This is a genomic window from Georgenia yuyongxinii (assembly GCF_006352065.1).
Taxonomy (GTDB): domain Bacteria; phylum Actinomycetota; class Actinomycetes; order Actinomycetales; family Actinomycetaceae; genus Georgenia; species Georgenia yuyongxinii.
In genome coordinates this window covers 558,868-577,587 of the sequence record NZ_CP040915.1, presented here as the reverse complement: position 1 = coordinate 577,587, position 18,720 = coordinate 558,868, and the positions used below count along the sequence as shown (strand labels likewise).

Here is an 18,720-nt window from a genome sequence, read left to right as displayed (position 1 = left end):
TCCCATTCTTCCGCTCGACGCAATCCTGCGGTACGTTGATTCTGTGCAGCAGAAAAGTGACCCGTACCGCATCGAGGCGGTCGACCGAGCCCTCACACTCCTCACGCTCCTCGCCGAGCGCGGCACCCTCAGCGTGACCGAGGCGGGCCGCGAGCTGGAGGTGGCGGCGTCGACGGCGCACCGTCTGCTCGGCACCCTGTCCCACCGCGGCTTCGCCGTCCAGGGCGAGCGGCGCCTGTATCACCCCGGGCCCCAGCTCCTCGGCCTGGGCCGGTCGGGCGCGTCGCGGCCGCTGCCGGAGCGGCTGCGGCCGTTCCTGGAGCGCCTGTACTCCGAGGTGGGCGAGACCGTCCACCTCATGGTGCGCGACGGTGCGGACGTGCGCTTCGCCGACGGCATCGAGGGCACCCAGCCGTTGCGCGTGGGGCTGCGCACCGGCGCCCACATGCCCGCGTACTGCACGTCCGGCGGCAAGGCGATGCTCGCCGATCTCACCTCGGCCGAGGTCGACAACCTGCACGCCGACGGGCTCACCCCCTGGCCCGGGGAGCCGACCGCCGATCTGGCCGGCCTGCACCGCGAGCTCGCGCTGGTCCGGCGCCAGCGTTTCGGTCTCAACCACGACGAGAGCGAGGCCGGGGTGACCGCGATCGGCGCCTCGCTGGGCGTGGTCGACGGCGTGCACGCGGCTCTGACGGTCGCGCTGCCCACGGCGCGGTTCGCGACCGTAGAGACGGTCGAGCTCACCAGCCGGCTGCAGCAGGCGTGCCAGGACGCGCGGCGTGCGCTCGGGGTCGCGGGTGCGGGCGCCGCGTAGGACGACGCCCGCCCGACCGCCCTGCACCTCGCCCCAACGACGTGTGCGCGTGACACTGGTGGAACAGAGATTGCGGGGCGACGCGGGCGGGGGGGTGGACCTCATGAGCGAGGTGGTCACCGTTCGCCGGACACCAGCCCTGGGTGCGTCAGTTGCGCTCGCGTCTCGCCAGCACGCTCGCCAGCTCCTGGGCCGCGTCCGCGTGGCGCACGAGCCGCCCTCGCGCCATCGCCTCGGTGGCGGCGGCGAGCCCGGCGCGCACCCCCGCGCGGATGAGCGCGGCCCGGCACAGCGCCACCTCCGCGAAGACGGCGCCCGCCGCCCACTCCCCCCGAAACTCCAGCACGAGCCGCTCCCCGACCCCCAACAGGTCGCGTCGCTCCGTCACCAGCAGGATTGCCGTATGCGTCATCTGTTCCCCCCAGCGAACGCCCGGGCCGGGGTAGAACCTCGGCCACGTCGTCACTATGACCAAGGTCACCGCGACAGGTGTCGGGAACGACGATCGGTCTCATCCATCGGCGGTCCACCGCCCACCTTCTGGACGGCGGTCTCGCCGCCGCCCTGATCGGACCAGTTCGCCGGCCCGCGCGCCCGGGGCCGAGCCACCGCAGAAGGAGACCGCGATGACCGCGCCCACCGCCCCGTTCGGCGGCGTCGTCGTGGGCGTGGACGGCTCCTCCCGGGCCGGGCTGGCGGTGGACTGGGGCGCCGCCGAGGCGGTCCGACGCGGCACGTCGCTGCACCTCGTGCACGCCTTCGAGATGGTCGACTCCCTCGTCGCCAACGACCTGATGTCCCCCGCCGAGGCCCGCGCCACCGGGCAGCAGATCTGCGCCGCCGCCGAGCGGCACGCCCGCGGGACGCACCCGGGACTGGCGGTGACCAGCGAGGTGCGCCTGGCCCGCCCGGCGGCCACGCTCGTCGAGGCCTCCCGGCACGCGGCGCTCGTCGTCGTGGGGGCACGGGGCCGCGGGGCCGTGCGCGGGCAGCTGCTCGGTTCCACCTCCCGGCACCTGGCCGCCCGCGCACACGGGCCGGTGGTGGTCATCCGCCACCCCACGGGCGGGGCCGGCCGTCCCGTGGTCGTGGGGGTCGACCGGGCTCCGCGCTCGACGGCGGCACTCACCTTCGCGCTCGACGACGCCACACGCCGCGGCGTGGCGGTGCGTGCGGTGCACTCCACCCGGCGGGAGCTGCCCGGCGGCGCCAGGCCCGGCCGGCCCTGGCCGCTCGGCCTCGTCACCGAGCACGAGGTCAACCACCTGGCGCGCGCAGTCATGGAACTCGCGGCCCAGTTCCCCGCCGTCGACGTCGACTTCCACGCCGTGCACGACCGCCCCGTCGACGCGCTGCTGCGCTACTCCGCCGGCGCCGGTCTGCTGGTGGTGGGCAGCCGGGGCCTGGCCCCGCTGGCGTCCGTCCTGCGCGGCTCGGTCAGCCAGGGCCTCATCGGGCGGGCGCACTGCGCCGTCGCCGTCGTGCGCGGGCCGCCTCGAGTGTGAGGAGGTGGCGCCGCGACGTGCTCTTTGCGCATCGAACCGACCTGACCCGACGATTCGCCGCCGTCCCGTCCTGAGATGTCTGGGCGCTGGGCCTAGGTGGAGCGCTCGGCTGCCCGGACGTCGGCGCCGGGGCCGATCGCCGCCCCATGCCCAACGAACTGGCCAGCTTGGTCACCCACACGACCATCCGGGCCATCTCGTTCGGGCCAGGACCCCCAGGATCGAGGAACGGGCCGCCCGGGGACGCTCGGCGGCCACTGGCTGCTTCCCGCACACCCGCCGCTCGCTAACGAAACGCCGAACGCCTCGGCCGTCGACGCGACACCGACTGAACAGCCACAGTGCTCGGCGCCGACCCGGCCCCGGGCATGCCGAAGGGCGGCACCCCGTGGGGTGCCGCCCTTCGTCTGATCAGTTCCGGCCGAGACCGGAGGCGGGGATCAGAAGCCCATGCCGCCCATGTCGGGCTCGCCACCGCCGGCGCCGGCCGAAGCCTTCTCCGGCTTGTCGGCCACGACGGCCTCGGTGGTGAGGAACAGGCCGGCGATGGAGGCCGCGTTCTGCAGAGCAGAGCGGGTGACCTTCACCGGGTCGTTCACACCGGCCGCCAGCAGGTCCTCGTAGACGCCGGTAGCGGCGTTGAGGCCCTGGCCCGCGGGCAGGGAGCGCACCTTCTCGGCGACGACCCCACCCTCGAGGCCGGCGTTGATGGCGATCTGCTTGAGCGGGGCGTCCACCGCGACACGCACGATGTTCGCACCGGTCGCCTCGTCGCCCTCGAGCTTGAGGTTGACAAAGGCGTCCTTGGCGGCCTGGATGAGGGCCACGCCACCACCGGCGACGATGCCCTCCTCGACGGCGGCCTTGGCGTTGCGCACCGCGTCCTCGATGCGGTGCTTGCGCTCCTTGAGCTCGACCTCGGTGGCGGCACCGGCCTTGATGACGGCGACGCCGCCGGCCAGCTTCGCCAGACGCTCCTGGAGCTTCTCGCGGTCGTAGTCCGAGTCGGAGTTCTCGATCTCGGCGCGGATCTGGGCCACGCGGCCCTCGATCTGGTCCGCGTCACCCGCGCCCTCGACGATGGTGGTCTCGTCCTTGGTGACGACGACCTTGCGGGCGCGGCCCAGGAGGGACAGGTCCGCGTTCTCCAGCTTGAGGCCGACGGTCTCGGAGATGACCTGACCACCGGTGAGGATGGCCATGTCCTGCAGCATCGCCTTGCGGCGATCGCCGAAGCCGGGGGCCTTGACGGCCACGGACTTGAAGGTGCCGCGGATCTTGTTCACGACCAGGGTCGCCAGGGCCTCGCCCTCGACGTCCTCGGAGATGATCGCGAGCGGCTTGCCGGACTGGATGACCTTCTCCAGCAGCGGCAGCAGGTCCTTGACGTTGGCGATCTTCGACTCGACCAGCAGCACGTAGGCGTCCTCGAGGACGGCCTCCTGACGCTCGGGGTCGGTGACGAAGTACGCGGAGAGGTAGCCCTTGTCGAAGCGCATACCCTCGGTGAGCTCAAGCTCCAGGCCCAGGGCGTTGGACTCCTCGACGGTGACGACGCCCTCCTTGCCGACCTTGTCCAGGGCCTCGGCGATGAGGTCGCCGATGTTCTGGTCGCCGGCGGAGATCGCGGCCGTGGCGGCGATCTGCTCCTTGGTCTCGACCTCCCGGGCCTGCTTGAACAGCTGCTCGATCACGGCCTCGACGGCCTTGTCGATGCCGCGCTTGAGGGCGATCGGGTTGGCGCCGGCGGCGACGTTCCGCAGACCCTCCTTGACGAGGGCCTGGGCGAGCACGGTGGCGGTGGTGGTGCCGTCACCCGCGACGTCGTCGGTCTTCTTGGCGACCTCCTTGACGAGCTCGGCGCCGATCTTCTCGTACGGCTCCTCGAGCTCGATCTCCTTGGCGATGGACACACCGTCGTTGGTGATCGTGGGGGCGCCCCACTTCTTCTCCAGGACGACGTTGCGGCCCTTCGGGCCGAGGGTGACCTTGACGGTGTCGGCGAGGATGTTGAGTCCCCGCTCCATACCGCGACGGGCCTCCTCGTTGAAGGCGATGGTCTTTGCCATGCGTGTTCCTCCACTAGGTGGTGGTTTCGGCCGGGACGGTGCCCGCGACGGACGACCTGGAAACACCGCGCGGTCATGTCCCGCTCGGGCCCAGGCCTCACCGGCCAGCCGGTCGTTTGTTGTCACTCTCACGGGGAGAGTGCTAACCCGATACTGGCACTCTCACCCGGAGAGTGCAAGGCGCTCCGGGGAACCCACGGCCCCTACAGGGGTGCGCTCGCCCACACCCCGCCGGACTGCCCGACGAGCTCGAGGCGGTCCGCCGCGACGGCCGGCGCGGGCACCACCCACGTCGCCGCGTCCTCGGCCAGCGTCCACTCCCCCACGACCTCGCTGGTCCCGTCGGCGTGCACCAGCCGGCAGGCGTAGACCGCTCCGGCCCGGCCCGCCACCTCCACGACGAGCACCTCCCCCTCCTCGGCATACCCGGTGGAGACGGTGCCCACACGGGTCCCGTCCGCCGTCGTCACTGCGGTGCCGACGGCGGACACCTCACTGGCCGGCTCGTGGCCGAGCACGCCTGCCGTGACGATGGCGCCGAGAAAGGCTCCCACGGCCGCTGCGACCGCGGCCGTCAGCGCGACCGCCCGGCGGCGGCGGTCCCGGGGCGCCGACGTCGTGGTGTGCCGGCCGGGTCCGACGCTGCCGCGCCGGTGGGGAGGGGCGGCGCTGGCGCCGTGCACGGTGGGGGCCGTCGCGCCATGAGCGGTGTGGGCCGTCGCGCCGTGAGCGGTAGGCGCCGCCACGCCGTCGTGCCCGACGGCCGGGACCGCGAGCGGCGCCGCCATGCCCATCGCCGCGAGCACGGCCCGGTCGAAGCCGGGGGACGGCTCGGCGCGCGGCGCCGCGACGAGGACGTGGTCCAGCCCGGCAGCCATGTCGGCATACTCCGGTCCGCACCGCTCGCAGGTGCGCACGTGTCGCATGAGCCGGCCGCGGTCGGGCTCAGGGAGATCACCGAGCGCGAGGTCGAGGAGGACGTCCGCGTCGGGATGTGGCTCAGTCACGGTGAACCTCCTTCAGCTGCTGACGCACGCGGCGCAGGCCGGTGCGGATGCGGGTCTTGGCGGTGCCGAGCGGGATGCCCTCGTGCCTGCTCACCTCGAGGGCGGTGCATCCGCCGATGACGGCGAGCACCACCGCCCGTGCCTGTTCGGGCGGCAGCTCACGCAGGTGCTGCACGGCGAGCTCGCGTTCGAGGTTACGCAGGGCAGTGGCCTCCGTCTCCGGTGGTCGCATGGTCTCGGCGAGGATCTGTTCGAGCTCCTCACCCTCGGTCGGGATCGCGCGGCGCATGCGGACCGCGTCGATGGCCGCGTTGCGGGTGATGGTCAGCAGCCAGGTGAGCACCGAGGCCCGGCGCACGTCGTAGCTCGCGGCCGCCCGCCAGGCGCGGATGAAGACCTCCTGGCTGACGTCCTCGGCGAGCGCGGGATCGCGGGTGATCGAGAGTGCCAGGCCGTACACCGGCCCTTGGAACCGGCGCACGAACGCGGCGGCCGCCTGCTCGTCGTCCAGCGCGAGGCCAGCGGCGAGCGCGGCATCGGCGGCGCGGTCGGTCCGCGAGTACAGGTGCACACCTCCAGGTACGGCCGCACCCGCCGAGGGGATTGACGTCGCACGGGTGACGTGCGCCGCAGGCGCCGGGACGGGGGCGGCCGGCGCGGATGCGGCCGACCCACTGGCCGCCGACCCGTCGGCAGATGCGTCCTCGTCGACCGGCGTCGCGGCACTCCGCAATCCCGCCGCGTCGTCCGCCCGTACCACCGACGGGTCTTCACGCGGGGGCTGCCCTGGTCTCCGCCACATCTGGGACCTTCCGGAGGGGATCATGCGCGTACGAACCGGCTTGACCACGACGGCGGCCGTGCTCGCCGTCGGCCTGCTGACCGCCTGCGGTGGGGGCGGCAACGACGCCGGCTCCACCGCAGACGAGTCTCCCACTGCCGAGGAGACGACGACGGCGGAAGCGCCCACGAGCGAGGCGCCGACCACCGGCACAGAGGGTGAGGCCGGCGGCGAGACGATCGAGACGACCACGACCGACCTGGGCACGTTCCTGATCGACGAGGAGGGCATGACGCTCTACCTCTTTACCAAGGACTCCCCCGGCAAGAGCGTGTGCGAGGGCGAGTGCCTCGCAGCGTGGCCGCCGGTCGTGGGCGAGGCCAAGGCCGGCGACGGCGTGGACGCGTCGTTGCTCGGGACGATCACCCGCAGCGACGGCTCGACCCAGGCCAGCTACAACGACTGGCCGCTGTACTACTACACGCCGGACAAGGCGGCGGGCGACGTGAACGGTCAGGGCGTCAACGACGTCTGGTGGGTCATCAGCCCCGAGGGCGAGGCCATCATGGGCGCGGCGAGCCCGACGAGCATGTCGCTGTACTGACCGCCGCCAGCATTTCGGAACGGCAGGACCGGCCCGCCCCCCGGGCCGGTCCGGCCCCGCGGGGTCGCGCCGGTTACCCTCTGCGGATGACCCGCACCGCCGTCGCCCCTGCTCGTGAGGCGGCGCGCGCCATGCCGGACCCGGGGCGGGCGGGCGCTGCCCGGCCGCGGCGGCGTCGGTGGACCGGGTGGGCCGTGGCCGCCGTCGTCTACGCGGTGGTGGCCACCTGGTCGGTGCACCTCAAGGCCACCGAGTCCACGGAGGCGTTCATCGACCTCTACCTCGACGGCGTGCACCTGCAGGCGGACGGCGCCGTCGCCGACGTCCAGGCCCGGAGGCCCGCCACCTACCTGCCCGGCTCGCGGGTGCTCGCCGCGGATGCGGACGACCCGGCCGCGCAGGCGCTCGCCCGCGAGCAGCGCGACTGGCTTGCCGCCGGCACCCTGCCCGGCGCCGGCACCCGCTACGAGGGCCTCGTCGAGTCGGCGCTGCTGGACATCCGTACCCTCACCGGCGCCGCCTTCGAGGACGAGCGTGGCACCCTGCGGTCCGCGCCCGGCGCGGCGGTGGCCGGGTGGACCGACCGGTGGCGCTACGTCTGGCCCCGCGACGCCTCGTTCGTGGCCGCGGCCCTGGCCCGCACCGGGCACCCCGAGGACGCCGTCGCCGTGCTCGGCTTCGTCCGCGACGTGCAGACCGACGACGGCGGGTTCCAGGCCCGCTACCTCGCCGACGCCTCCGGGGTGCCCGACAGCCGCGGGGTCCAGCTGGACGGCAACGGGTGGGTGCTGTGGTCCGCCGCGACGGTGCTCGACACGATCGAGGACCCGGTCGCCCGCCGTGCCGCGCTGACGGAGCTCCGCCCGCTCGTGGACCGGTCCGTCGACCACCTCCTCGTGCTCACCGACACGGCCCCGCACCTGCCGCCACCGTCGTCGGACTACTGGGAGGTCCGCGAGGACGACCTCACCCTCGGCACCGTCGCGCCGTTGCTGGCCGGGCTCGAGCACGCGGCGACGCTGTACGACGACGCCGGTGAGCCCCGCCGGGCCGCCGCGGCCGCCGAGCGGGCCGCCCAGCTGCGCACCGCCGTCGAGGAGACGTTCCGGCCCGACGGGTACACCCGGTACGCCGGCGACGCCGGTCCCATGACCACGCTCCTGGGTGGCAACGGGCGGGACGCGGCGACGGCGATGCTACTGCCGCCGTTCACCACGCCCCTGCCCGGGGCGGAGGAGGCGTGGCTGGCGTCGGTCGACGAGATGGCGCGTCCGGCGGGCGGGGTGGCGCCCGGTGCCGGGTGGAAGCGGGACGGGATCTCCTGGACGCCGGAGACCACCCTGTACGCGCTGGTCGCCGCCAGCAGCGGCCACCATGAGCTGGCCGCAGCGTGGCTGGACTGGGTGAGCGCGCACCGCACCGGCTCCGGGGCCATCCCGGAGAAGGTGCTCGCCAACGGTGCACCGGCCGCCGTCGCCCCGCTGAGCTGGTCCAGCGCGAACGTGGTGCTCGCCGTCGCCGCCCTCGAGGACGCGGGCGCCCTCTAGCCCCCCTCCCACGCTCCCCCGTGAGATGTCAACTTTTCCGTGAGATGTCATCTTCTCCGTGAGATGTCATCGCGTGCGGGCCGGGTTCTCGGCGAGATGTCATCGCGTGCGGGCCTGGCCATCCGTTGGATGATCGGTGGATGACATCTCCCGCCGCCCCGAGCCCGGGCGCCGAGGCACCGGTGGCAACACCCGCACCACCGGCGGGCGCCGCCGGCGCCGCCCCGGTACCGACCAGCAGGCCCCAGCCTCCCGGCACCCTCGCGGTGCCGCCGTGGCGGCGCTACGTCGCGCTCGGCGACTCGATGACCGAGGGACTGTGGGACGTCGACCCGGTCGGCCAGAGCCCGCGCGGCTGGGCAGACCTCCTCGCCCAGCGGCTCGCCGAGCGCCGCGCGGCCGCCGGCGCCGGGCCGGTCGAGTACGCCAACCTGGCCGTGCGCGGCAGGCTTCTCGGCGAGATCGTCGAGGAGCAGCTACCGGCCGCGCTGGCTCACGCGCCGGACCTCATCAGCCTGGTCGGGGGCGGCAACGACCTGCTCCGCCCGGGCGCAGACCCCGACGCGCTCGCCGCCCTGCTCGAGCGGGCGGTGCGGCAGGTCCGCGCGGCCGGCTGCGACGTGCTGCTCGCCACCGGGATGGACACGCGCGCTACCCCGCTGCGGACCACCCGCAGCCGGGTGGCGGTGTTCAACGCGCACGTGTGGTCGGTCGCCCGGCGGCACGGCGCTCACGTGGTCGACGTGTGGGGCCTGCGCGCCCTGCAGGACTGGCGCATGTGGGCACCGGACCGGATCCATCTCACCACCGGCGGGCACGAGCGGGTGACGCAAGCCGCCCTGGTTGCCCTGGGCCTCGGCGCGGACGACCCGTCCTGGGAGGACCCGCTCACGCCCCTGCCGCCGGTGGCCCGCGCGGCGCGATGGCGCGGCGACCTCGGCTGGGTACGGCAGTACGCCGGCCCGTGGGCGGTGCGCCGGCTGCGTGGCCGCTCCTCCGGCGACGCGCGGCAGCCCAAACGGCCGGAACCGGGCGCCGTCATCCTCGTCCAGGAGCCGCGGGCGTGAGCTGCGGGCGTTGAGCTGTGGCTGGGGTCCCGGGGACGACATGCGACCGAAGAGGTGACATCTCGCGGACAACTTGAAGTCTCACCGAAGAGATGACATCTCGCGGAGAAGATGACATCTCGCGCGATTGGCTCAGGGGTCAGGGGACGACGACGCCGACCCCGCCGTCACCGTAACCGCGGATCTGCACCCCGGTATCGATGCGCGGCCCGTACACCCGCAGGATCGTCGCGATGTCCGCGGGCAACAGCTCCGTGGGCCCGTGCACGCGGTTGAGGCGCACGTGCGGGGCGCCGTCGGCGTTGAGCAGGGACGCCATGACGTTGAGGATCTCCCCCACGTTCTCCATCAGCGTCTCAGGCAAGTACTGGTTGCCGATGGCCGCCTCGGCATTGCGCGAGGGCAGCAACGCGAGCGCGGCCGCCGCCCGGGCGGCGAGCGGCAGGTCCAGCGCCACCAGGGCCGCGGTCCGCAGCCCGGACTTGGTGTACACGCCCACCACCACCCCACCGGGGGTCGCCGGGGTCAGGGCGTCGATCGACCCGGTGATCTCGACGTCCCGGCCGAGCATCCCGCGCAGCAGTTCGCGGATGTCCTTGGTGCCGGGCAGGGGTGTGGGCTCGTCGGCGATCATCCGAGCAACGGCTCCAGCACGTCGCGGAAGGTCTCGGCGGCGAATGGCTTGGCGATGAGGAACTGCGCCCCGGAGTCCTCGGCGAGCTGACGCATCTGCGAGGAGCCCTCGGACGTCACAAAGCCCACCGGCACGGTGGAGCCGCTCGCCCGCAGCGCGTTGAGCACGTCCAGGCCGGAGAGCTCGGGCATGTTCCAGTCGGTGAGGATGAGGTCGAGCTGCTCGCGCTGGGCGATCCGCAGCGCCTCCGCGCCGTCGCCGGCCTCGACCACCTCCCAGCCGTCGTAGCCCGCCTGGCGCAGGGCGCGGATGACGATGCGGCGCATGACCTTGCTGTCGTCGGCCACCAGCACCTTCATGTCCATCCCCCAGTCATCCACTCGTGGGCGTGAGCACCGAGACGACGATCTCGTGTCCCCGCCAGTCCAGCGCCACCTCGAAGCTGATCTTTCCCGGAGGCGGCACCTCCGCCACCCGCGGCAGGCCGAGCGAGCTGCCCGGCGGCTGCATGCCCTTGAGGTTGCCCCCGAGCATGTTGGCCACCTCCCCGAACGCATCAGCGACCTCACTTTCGCTCACCTCCTCGTCCGGCGCAAAACCCGCGAGCTCGCGGGCGAGCAGTCCGGCGGTCCGCCGGCCGGCGGAGAGCACCACCCGGACGGGGATCTCCCCGGCGATGTCGACCCAGGCGTGGAGCGGGTCGGGCGCGGTGCGCCGGGCCACGGTGAGCGGGCTCAGGTGGCCCGGTTCGCCGTCGACCATCGCGGCGAAGACGTCCTCGGCCACGGTGAGCACGCTGGCCACGCGCGCGTCGAGCGGCGCGGGCCACACAAGGCTCACGCCCTCTGCCCCGGCTCGACCAGTCCGAGCAGCTCGACCTTCTCGCGTAGCTGCTCGGCGGTGAACGGCTTGATGAGGTACTCGTGCGCGCCGGCCGCGAGCGCCCGAACCACCTGGCTGTGCTCGCTCTCGGACGTGATCATCATCATCGTCAGGTTGCGCCACTCCCGGCGCCGCCGGATCTGCCCGACCAGCTCCAGGCCGTCCAGGATCGGCATGTTCCAGTCGATGCAGATCAGGTCGAACCCGTCCGGGCCGCCCACCCCGCGCGCCTCGAGCAGGTCGAGGGCCTCCCGGCCGTTACCGGCCTCGGCCGTGGTCATGCCCACCTCGGTGAGCATCCCGGTGATGATGCGCCGCATCGCGCGGGAGTCGTCGGTGACCAGCGCCCTCATGCGGGACCTCCTAGAAGTCGGTAGATGGATGTGCCCGGGATCTTCACCCGGACCCATGCCGGGTCGATGCCGAGCGGGGTCTCGGTGGTACCGAGCACGAGAAATCCGTCGGGTGCGAGCACGCTTCGGACCCGCTCGAGCACGGCGCCGCGGGTGCGCAGGTCGAAGTACATGAGCACGTTGCGCAGGAACACCACGTCGAACCTGCCGCGTGCCGGCGGGGAGGGTTCCAGCAGGTTGTGCCGGCGCAGCGTCACCCGCCCGCGGACCACGGGCCGCACGTGCCACGCGTCGCCGCGGCGGGTGAGGAAGCGCCCGAGCGCCGAGTCCGGCAGGCCGCGGCTCACCTCGAGGTCGTCGTAGCGCGCCGCGGCGGCACGGGCGAGCACACTCGCCGAGACGTCCGTGGCCAGCACGGCGAAGTCGGTGGTCCCGGCGTCCAGGAGCGTCATCGCGACGGAGTACGGCTCCTGCCCGGTCGAGCAGCCCGCGGACCACACCTGCAGGGGCCGACGGCGCAGCCCCAGCGCCGGGACGAGCTCGCGCGTCAGGGCGCGGAAGGGGGCGCCGTCACGGAACCAGGAGGTCTCCGTGACGACCATCGCCTCGACCACGCGGCGGGCGTCCTCGCGGCGGCCGCGGACGAGGTGGACGTACCGGTCGACGGCGTGGGCGCCCTCCAGCCCGGCCGCCCGCGCGAGGGGCGCCAGCCGGGACGCGACGAGGTACTCCTTGCCGGCCAGCTCGACGGCGCTCTCGCGACGCACCAGCTCGGCGACGTACCCGAAGGACTGCGCGGACAGGCTCATCGGCGCACCACCCGCGGGCCGGACAGGCCTCCGCGAGCGATGGGGCGAACACCGGCGCCCCCGATGGTGCCGGCGCCAGCACCGGCGCCCCCGATGGTGCCGGCGGCCGCGATGGCCCGCGCCAGCTCCTCCAGCGGCAGCACGTCGTGGGCGAGACCCGCCTGGGCCACCGCGCCGGGCATGCCCCAGACCACGGAGCTGGCGGCGTCCTGCACGTGCACGGTGCCGCCGGCACTGACGACGGCGGACGCGCCGTCGCGCCCGTCGGTGCCCATCCCGGTGAGGACGACGGCGTGCACCGCCGACCCGAACACCTCGGCGGCGGCGCGGAACAGCATGTCCACCGACGGGCGGTAGTAGTTCAGCGGCGGGGTGTCGGTCACGGCGGTGCGCACCCGGTCGCCGTCGGCCACGACCGTGAGGTGCCGGTCGCCGGGGGCGACGTAGGCGTGGCCCGGGGCGAGCAGGACGGCGTCGGTGGCCTCGACGACCTCGGTCGGGCCGATGCGGTCCAGCCGCCCGGCGAGCTGGCGGGTGAAGACCGCCGGCATGTGCTGGACGACGAGCAGGGGCACCGCGGGCGGCTCCGCGAGCGACCCGAACAGCCGGGCCAGGGCCTCGGGACCACCGGTGGAGGAGCCCAGCACGACGACGCGGGCCGGCACCGCCCCACGCAGCACCGGCGCGGCGGTCGTCGGCTGCAGCAGCGGGACCCCGGTGGCCAGGGCGTGGATGCGCGGCAGCAGGTCCGCGGCGAGCTGGCGCAGCGACTCGTTCAGGCTCACCGCCCCGGAGGGCTTGGCCACGTAGTCGCTGGCGCCGGCGGTGAGCGCGTCCAGGGTGGCGGTGGCGCCGCGCTCGGTGAGCGTGGAGAGCATGATGACGGGCACCTGGAGCCCGGCCGCGCGCAGGGCCCGCACCGCGGCGATGCCGTCGAGGTGCGGCATCTCCACGTCCATGGTGACCACGTCGGGCAGCAGCTCGACCACCTGGGCCAGGGCGCTGCGTCCGTCGGCCGCGGTGCCCACCACCTCGATGCCGCGGTCGCGGCCCAGGGCCCCGGTGACGAGCCGGCGCACCACCGCGGAGTCGTCGGCCACCAGCACCCGCACCGGGCCCCGTGGCGCGCGGCCGCGCCCGCGCCCGCGCCAGGACGGCGCGGGAGGCGGGGGCTGCGGCGGCGGGGTCATGTCAGTACCTGAACTGGTCCACGCGCGAGCGCAGGTCGTCGGACATCTTCGCCAGCTCGTCGATGGAGGCGTTGATCTGGGTCATCGCCCCGTACCCGGTCGCGGTGGTCTGGGCGACCTGGGCGATGTTGTCCGCGATCGCCCCGGACCCGGCGGCCACCTCCTCCACCCCGCGGAGCATCTCGTTGGTTGTGGCGGTCTGCTCCTCGACGGCGGAGGCGATGGAGACCTGGTAGGCGCTGATCGAGTCGACGATCGCAGAGATCTCGCCGATCGCGCCGACGGCACCGGCGGAGTCGGTCTGGATCGCCTTGATGCGGCGGGCGATGTCCTCGGTGGCGCGGGCGGTCTCCTGGGCCAGCTCCTTGACCTCGGAGGCGACGACGGCGAAGCCCTTCCCGGCCTCGCCGGCCCGGGCGGCCTCGATGGTGGCGTTAAGGGCCAGCATGTTGGTCTGCTCGGCGATCGAGGTGATGACGCGCACGACGTTGCCGATCTCCTGCGAGGACGTGCCGAGCTTGGTCACGGTCTCGTTGGTCGCGGCGGCCACGTCGGTGGCGCGGGTGGCGACGTCCGCCGCCTCGTTGGCGTTGGTGGCGATCTCCCGGATGGACGCGCCCATCTGCTCCGCGCCGGCGGCCACGGCCTGGACGTTGTGGGAGACCTGCTCGGCCGCGGCGGCGGCCGTGCCGGCCTGCTCGCTGGTCTCCTCGGACCCGGCGGCGAGCTGGTTGCCCGCGCTGGCCAAAGCCTGCGCGGCGGCGGCCACCGAGTTCGCGGTGCCGGCCAGGTCGCCGACGAGCGTCCGCAGGCTGGTCTGGGCACGGCTGAGGCTGGCGGCCATGCGGCCGACCTCGTCACGGCTGGTGATGTCGGCGGGGACGGTGAAGTCGCCGTCGGCCAGTGCGGCGACCGAGGCGCCCACCTTCTCCAGCGACGCGCGGATGGAGCTGGCGAGGCGGTAGGCCGCGAAGAGCGCGACGGCGAGCGTAAGGCCGGCGACCGAGAGCAGTATGGCCATGCCCTGCTGGGTGCGGTCGGCCGCCTCGGCGGTGATGCTGCGGACCTCGGCGTCCGTCTCGGCGTCCACGGCGTCCAGCGCGGCGGCGTACTCGAGCGCGAGTGCGTCGTTCTGGTCGTCGGCGCTCCGCGAGTAGATCTCGTTCAGCCCGTTGGGCACCAGCGTGTCGTCGCGCAGCTCCGACCACTTGCCCCAGGCGGTCAGGAAGTCGACCCAGTGCGGCGAGCTCGCGGCCTCGGTGGTGCTGTAGTCCTGGATGGCCGCCTTGATGTCGGCGGTGACGTCGTCGAGCTCCTCGATCAGCCGTTCCTCTGTGGCGAGGTTGGTCCGCACGGCGATCTGCTGAACAAGCAGCCGCGACTTGAGGGCGCCGGCCTCGATGGCGTGCCGGGGCTCGATGACCTCCCTCGCGATGCCGGCGAGGTGGGCGGTGTCGCGGGCCTGGGACCGCATGAGCTGGGTGGCGTACACGGTCGAGCCGCCCACCACCACGGCAAGCAGGACGACGATGGTGAAGATCCGGGTGCGGATGGAGGTGTAGCGCCCGCGGCCACGTCGTGCCTGGTCGGGGCGGCGGAAGCCCCGGCGCGGGGCGGCGGGCGAGGTGGCCCGGCGGGGCGGGGCGCCGTCGTCGCCGTCTGTGCCGGTGCCTGTGCCGAAATCGGGCTCATCCGTCGGTGCCGCGTCCCAGCGGCGCTCGTCCGCGTGACGGGCGTCGGTCACGTCCCAGCGCGGGTCGCCGTCGCGGGGCGCAGCGCCGTCGCGGCGCATGGTGCCCTGGCGGCGCTTGGTGCCGTCGCGGCGCATGGCACCCTCGCGCCCGCCCGCCGTGTCCGGGCTCGACGGCGTCGGCGGTACCACCTGGTCCCAGGTGGGCGGGCCGACGGGCTCGGGAATGCGCTGGGGTGTCACCATGCTGGACGCCTCCGCATCGGGCAGGACCCGGTCCGACCCCGTCGGTTCCGTGCGGTCCTGGGCGGATGTCGTCATGACAGGTGCTCCTTCTCGAGGGCGGTGGGACAGGGGGCGGTGACGGCGTCGAGGTCGAGCACCAGCAGCAGGCCGTCGGGGAGCGGGTGCGCCCCGGCGATGTTCGCGCGCAGCGTCGGGTCCAGGGTGGTCGGGGCGGGGCGCAGCTCGCCGGGGTCGAGGTCCACGACCTCGCCGACCTCGTCGACGAGTAGGCCGAGGGTCTCGCCGCGGGCGTCGACCACGATCGCCATGCGGTCGCCCTCGACGAAGCGGGCGTCCAGACCGAGGCGGGTGCGCGGGTCCAGGCACATGAGTACCTGCCCCCGCAGGTTCATCAGCCCGTCCACGTCGGGTGGGGCGAGCGGCACTGGCGTGCGCCGGGTGGCGCGCACCACCTCACGCACACGGGTGACGTCCACGGCGCAGCGGGCGCCCGCGACGGTGAAGGTGACCAGCTCTGTCACGGTCCCACCAGCTCCCGGACGGCGTCGGCCATCCCGTCCGCGTCCGCCCCGAAGAAGGCGGGTACGACGGCGGCCACCAGGGCGTCGCCGTCGAGCAGCTCGGTGACCTGCTCGTCCAGCACGGCGGAGCCGATCAGGCCCGTGTCCTCGACGGCGCTGTGCCGGCCCTCGTCGGTGACGATGTCGATGATCTTGCGTACCACGAAGGCCACCACGCGGTCGTCGCGGTGGTACATGACGGTCACCAGCTCGTCGGGGTCGGCGGTCTGCGGGACGCCGAGGACCCGGTCGAGGCGGATGACCGGCACGACGACGCCGCGCACCTGCACCACCTCGTGCCGCCCGACGCGTTCGAGCCGATCGGTAGCCACCCGTTCGATGCGCACGACGGCGCGGACGGGCACCGCGACGCGGCGCCCGTCGCCGATCGCGCAGACGAGCAGCTGCTCCGGCTCGGGGGCGGCGGGCGGCGGGGGCGCGGACGTCTCCGGGACCGCGACACCCATGACCACCCCGGCGCTGCGGGCGATGGCGCGGGGGTCGAGGACGAGGCCGACCGTGCCGTCGTCGTGCAGCATGGCGCCGAGGTACGCACCGAGGGCGCTGAGCCGCTCGGGCAGCGGGGTGAGCATGGTGTGGGAGTCGTCCAGGACACGGTCGACGACCAGGACGAAGCGGCGGCCCGCGCTCTTGAGCACCACGAGGGCGCCGTCGGCGTCCGGGCGGGCGGGCAGCCCGAAGGCCTCGTCGAGGCGGACCACCGGCAGCAGCTTGCCGCGGTGGCGGTACACCGGTGCGGTGCCGACGTGCTCGATGCCGGTGGCGCCGGGCCGCACGGCGACCAGCTCCCGCAGCGCCGACTGGGGCAGGGCATAGACCTCCCCGGCGCACGCGACGCTGAGGATCGGAACGATCGCGACGGTCAGCGGGATGCGCAGGTGCCAGGAGGTGCCCACGCCCACCTCGGTGGTGAAGTTGACCGTGCCGCTGACGGCCTCGACCTTGGTGCGGACCACGTCCATGCCCACGCCCCGGCCCGAGACGTGGCTGACGTGGTCGGCGGTGCTGAAACCGGGCTGGAAGAGGAGCTGGAGGATCTCCGCAGTGCTCATCGCGGCGACCTGCTCGGCGGTGCGCAGCCCGCGGGTGACGGCTCGGTCGGCCACCGCGTCGGCGTCGATGCCACGGCCGTCGTCGATGACCTCGATGACCACGTGACCGGCGGCGTGGATCGCCTGGACGGTGAGGGTGCCGACCGGTGGCTTCCCGGCGGCCACGCGTTCCGCCGGGTCCTCGATCCCGTGGTCGACGGCGTTGCGCACGAGGTGGGTGAGGGGGTCCTTCACGGCCTCCAGGAGGCTGCGGTCGGCCTCGGTCTCCCCACCGATGAGGGTGAGGTTCACCTGCTTGGCGCAGTCCACAGCCAGGCCGCGGACCATGCGGGGCAGGGCGGCGAAGAGGTGCTCCACCGGCTGCATCCGTGAGCGCAGGACGGCGTCCTGGATGGAGTCGGTGACCACGTCGAGCTGCTGGCCGAGGTGGCGGAGCTCGCCGTCACGGCGGGCGGCGGCGGTCTGCGCGATGCGGTTGCGCAGCACGACGAGCTGGCCGGCCTGCTGCATGAGGTGGTCGAGGAGCTCGACGCGTACCCGCACGGTCGCCTCGCCGTTGGGGCGGGGCGCCTGGGCGCCGGCCGTGGCGGCCTTGGGGGTGTGACCGGCCTGTTGCGGTTCGGTGAGGGCGGTCAGCTCGTGGCCGACAACGCGACCATCCGGTCCGGCGCTGGCTGCGCTGGCCCGATCGTCGGGGGTGGCCGATGCGCCAGGTGCCGAGCTCGCGCTCGAGGCGTCACCGAGCGTGGCTTCCGCGGGACCCTCGGGAGCCAGGGAGCCGGTGTGGGCGGGTGCGGCCGGGTCAGGTTCGGGCGTACCGCCCAGCGCCACGGCAGGGGCCGTGGCGGTGGTGTCCTGGCCGACGGGGGCGTGCTGGCCGGCGGTTCGGTCGGGCGCAGTGAATGCGTCCGGTTCCGCGGCTACCGGTGAGCCGGTCCGCCCAGGGACGCGATCACGACCCGGCGCCGCGCCGTCGCGTACGCGCTGGATCTCCGCGATGAGGGGCTGGACGGCCACGCCGTCGTCCCGGCCGTCGGCCGCCACGCCGTCGAGCACCGCCCGGACGGTGTCCGCGAGGGTGAGGAGGAGGTCCGTGACCCCCGGGTCGAGGCTGCGCCGACCGTCCCGGAGGTCGACCAGGAGGGCCTCACCGGCGTGGGTCAGCCGCTCGAGGGTGGCGAGGGCGAGGAACCCGCTGGTGCCCTTGATGGTGTGCAGCGTGCGGAAGATGCTGTTGAGCAGGTCGCGCGATCCGGGCGTGGTCTCGAGCGTGACGAGGTCACGGTCGAGCTGGTCGAGGTTTTCCTTGCTCTCGACGAGGAACTCGTCGATGATTTCCGCCATCTCGTCGTCCACACTCACACCTCCTCACGCACAGCTCGGCCGCCATCAGTCGTCAGTGGTGGAATCGGCGACGAACGTCAGAAAATGAGAAGTTAGATGTGACCTGTGGTGCTGGTGTGACGAATGTGACTGCGGATAGTGGCGAAATGGTGACGACCCACCTGCGGCCAGCGTTGTGATGGGTCCCGCCGTCGAGCACGGGCCGGGGGCGGCCCACGCCACTTCCACCGCGCCGTCGAGCGCGTCGCCACCGGCGACGGCTCTACAGGTTCACTCCTGGGCGGGGCGCTTCGCGGCCGGGTCGTGACGGGCGGTCAGGGCGCGCAGGGAGTCCAGGGCGCTGTCGTCGGCGGCGCTGGCCTCGCGGTTGGCGTCCTCGACGGCCTTGCGCACCTCGGCGCGGTTGACGGTGACGCTGCGCGGGGCGGCGATGCCCAGCCGCACCGTGTCGTTGCGCACGTCGACGACGGTTACGACGATGTCGTCCCCGATGACGATCTGCTCGCCCACGCGTCGACTCAGCACCAGCACGGCCCCGACAC

At 73.6% G+C, this 18,720-nt stretch carries 19 protein-coding genes; 5 read left to right on the top strand and 14 right to left on the bottom strand.

What is annotated here, in order from left to right:
* Positions 1 to 43: 43 nt before the first annotated feature.
* Entirely contained in the window at positions 44 to 817 is a 774-nt protein-coding gene (locus FE374_RS02665) for an IclR family transcriptional regulator (protein ID WP_139927119.1), read from the top strand.
* A 148-nt stretch (positions 818 to 965) separates the two neighbouring features.
* Here FE374_RS02665 and FE374_RS02660 read toward each other — a convergent pair whose 3' ends face one another.
* Entirely contained in the window at positions 966 to 1,229 is a 264-nt protein-coding gene (locus tag FE374_RS02660) for a hypothetical protein (protein ID WP_139927118.1), read from the bottom strand.
* A 214-nt stretch (positions 1,230 to 1,443) separates the two neighbouring features.
* On the opposite strand from FE374_RS02660, the gene FE374_RS02655 reads away from it, so the two are divergent.
* Positions 1,444 to 2,322, top strand: coding sequence for a universal stress protein (locus FE374_RS02655; RefSeq protein WP_168205550.1), 879 nt, complete (start codon positions 1,444 to 1,446; stop codon positions 2,320 to 2,322).
* A gap of 440 nt (positions 2,323 to 2,762) precedes the next feature.
* Here FE374_RS02655 and groL read toward each other — a convergent pair whose 3' ends face one another.
* The 3 genes from groL to FE374_RS02640 form a co-directional block, all read right to left on the bottom strand.
* The gene (gene groL / locus FE374_RS02650; protein WP_139927116.1) at positions 2,763 to 4,391 is read right to left on the bottom strand and encodes a chaperonin GroEL; all 1,629 of its coding nucleotides are present in this window, start codon (positions 4,389 to 4,391) and stop codon (positions 2,763 to 2,765) included.
* A gap of 203 nt (positions 4,392 to 4,594) precedes the next feature.
* Positions 4,595 to 5,398 carry a hypothetical protein gene (locus FE374_RS02645; RefSeq protein ID WP_139927115.1) on the bottom strand — a complete coding sequence of 268 codons (804 nt, stop codon included), beginning with the start codon at positions 5,396 to 5,398 and terminating at the stop codon, positions 4,595 to 4,597.
* Positions 5,391 to 5,969: an RNA polymerase sigma factor gene (locus tag FE374_RS02640; RefSeq protein WP_221934847.1), complete on the bottom strand. Its 579-nt coding sequence runs from the start codon at positions 5,967 to 5,969 to the stop codon at positions 5,391 to 5,393. The genes FE374_RS02645 and FE374_RS02640 overlap by 8 nt, the downstream gene beginning before the upstream one ends.
* A 253-nt stretch (positions 5,970 to 6,222) precedes the next feature.
* On the opposite strand from FE374_RS02640, the gene FE374_RS02635 reads away from it, so the two are divergent.
* The 3 genes from FE374_RS02635 to FE374_RS02625 all read left to right on the top strand — a co-directional run bounded on the left by FE374_RS02635 (position 6,223) and on the right by FE374_RS02625 (position 9,397).
* The gene (locus FE374_RS02635; RefSeq protein WP_139927113.1) at positions 6,223 to 6,783 is read left to right on the top strand and encodes a COG4315 family predicted lipoprotein; all 561 of its coding nucleotides are present in this window, start codon (positions 6,223 to 6,225) and stop codon (positions 6,781 to 6,783) included.
* Between the two features lie 86 nt (positions 6,784 to 6,869).
* The gene (locus FE374_RS02630) at positions 6,870 to 8,330 is read left to right on the top strand and encodes a glycoside hydrolase family 15 protein (RefSeq protein WP_139927112.1); all 1,461 of its coding nucleotides are present in this window, start codon (positions 6,870 to 6,872) and stop codon (positions 8,328 to 8,330) included.
* A gap of 140 nt (positions 8,331 to 8,470) precedes the next feature.
* The gene (locus FE374_RS02625; protein ID WP_139927111.1) at positions 8,471 to 9,397 is read left to right on the top strand and encodes an SGNH/GDSL hydrolase family protein; all 927 of its coding nucleotides are present in this window, start codon (positions 8,471 to 8,473) and stop codon (positions 9,395 to 9,397) included.
* A gap of 139 nt (positions 9,398 to 9,536) precedes the next feature.
* Here FE374_RS02625 and FE374_RS02620 read toward each other — a convergent pair whose 3' ends face one another.
* The 10 genes from FE374_RS02620 to csrA all read right to left on the bottom strand — a co-directional run bounded on the left by FE374_RS02620 (position 9,537) and on the right by csrA (position 18,709).
* Positions 9,537 to 10,031, bottom strand: coding sequence for a hypothetical protein (locus FE374_RS02620; protein WP_139927110.1), 495 nt, complete (start codon positions 10,029 to 10,031; stop codon positions 9,537 to 9,539).
* Positions 10,028 to 10,390: a response regulator gene (locus tag FE374_RS02615; protein ID WP_139931269.1), complete on the bottom strand. Its 363-nt coding sequence runs from the start codon at positions 10,388 to 10,390 to the stop codon at positions 10,028 to 10,030. The genes FE374_RS02620 and FE374_RS02615 overlap by 4 nt, the downstream gene beginning before the upstream one ends.
* Positions 10,391 to 10,403: 13 nt before the next feature.
* The gene (locus tag FE374_RS02610; RefSeq protein WP_139927109.1) at positions 10,404 to 10,871 is read right to left on the bottom strand and encodes a chemotaxis protein CheX; all 468 of its coding nucleotides are present in this window, start codon (positions 10,869 to 10,871) and stop codon (positions 10,404 to 10,406) included.
* A complete protein-coding gene (locus tag FE374_RS02605) occupies positions 10,868 to 11,266 on the bottom strand; it encodes a response regulator (RefSeq protein WP_139927108.1) in 399 nt (132 codons plus the stop codon). Before FE374_RS02605 ends, FE374_RS02610 begins: the two co-directional genes overlap by 4 nt.
* A complete protein-coding gene (locus tag FE374_RS02600; RefSeq protein WP_139927107.1) occupies positions 11,263 to 12,075 on the bottom strand; it encodes a CheR family methyltransferase in 813 nt (270 codons plus the stop codon). Before FE374_RS02600 ends, FE374_RS02605 begins: the two co-directional genes overlap by 4 nt.
* Complete coding sequence (cheB, locus tag FE374_RS02595; protein WP_139927106.1) at positions 12,072 to 13,265, bottom strand: chemotaxis-specific protein-glutamate methyltransferase CheB; 1,194 nt, start codon at positions 13,263 to 13,265, stop codon at positions 12,072 to 12,074. Before cheB ends, FE374_RS02600 begins: the two co-directional genes overlap by 4 nt.
* 1 nt (position 13,266) lies before the next feature.
* Positions 13,267 to 15,276, bottom strand: a complete 2,010-nt coding sequence (locus tag FE374_RS02590) for a methyl-accepting chemotaxis protein (protein ID WP_230978434.1) — start codon at positions 15,274 to 15,276, stop codon at positions 13,267 to 13,269.
* Positions 15,273 to 15,722 carry a chemotaxis protein CheW gene (locus FE374_RS02585; protein WP_139927105.1) on the bottom strand — a complete coding sequence of 150 codons (450 nt, stop codon included), beginning with the start codon at positions 15,720 to 15,722 and terminating at the stop codon, positions 15,273 to 15,275. Before FE374_RS02585 ends, FE374_RS02590 begins: the two co-directional genes overlap by 4 nt.
* The gene (locus tag FE374_RS02580; RefSeq protein WP_139927104.1) at positions 15,719 to 18,196 is read right to left on the bottom strand and encodes a chemotaxis protein CheA; all 2,478 of its coding nucleotides are present in this window, start codon (positions 18,194 to 18,196) and stop codon (positions 15,719 to 15,721) included. The genes FE374_RS02585 and FE374_RS02580 overlap by 4 nt, the downstream gene beginning before the upstream one ends.
* 252 nt (positions 18,197 to 18,448) lie before the next feature.
* Positions 18,449 to 18,709, bottom strand: coding sequence for a carbon storage regulator CsrA (csrA, locus tag FE374_RS02575; protein ID WP_139927103.1), 261 nt, complete (start codon positions 18,707 to 18,709; stop codon positions 18,449 to 18,451).
* Positions 18,710 to 18,720 lie beyond the last annotated feature (11 nt).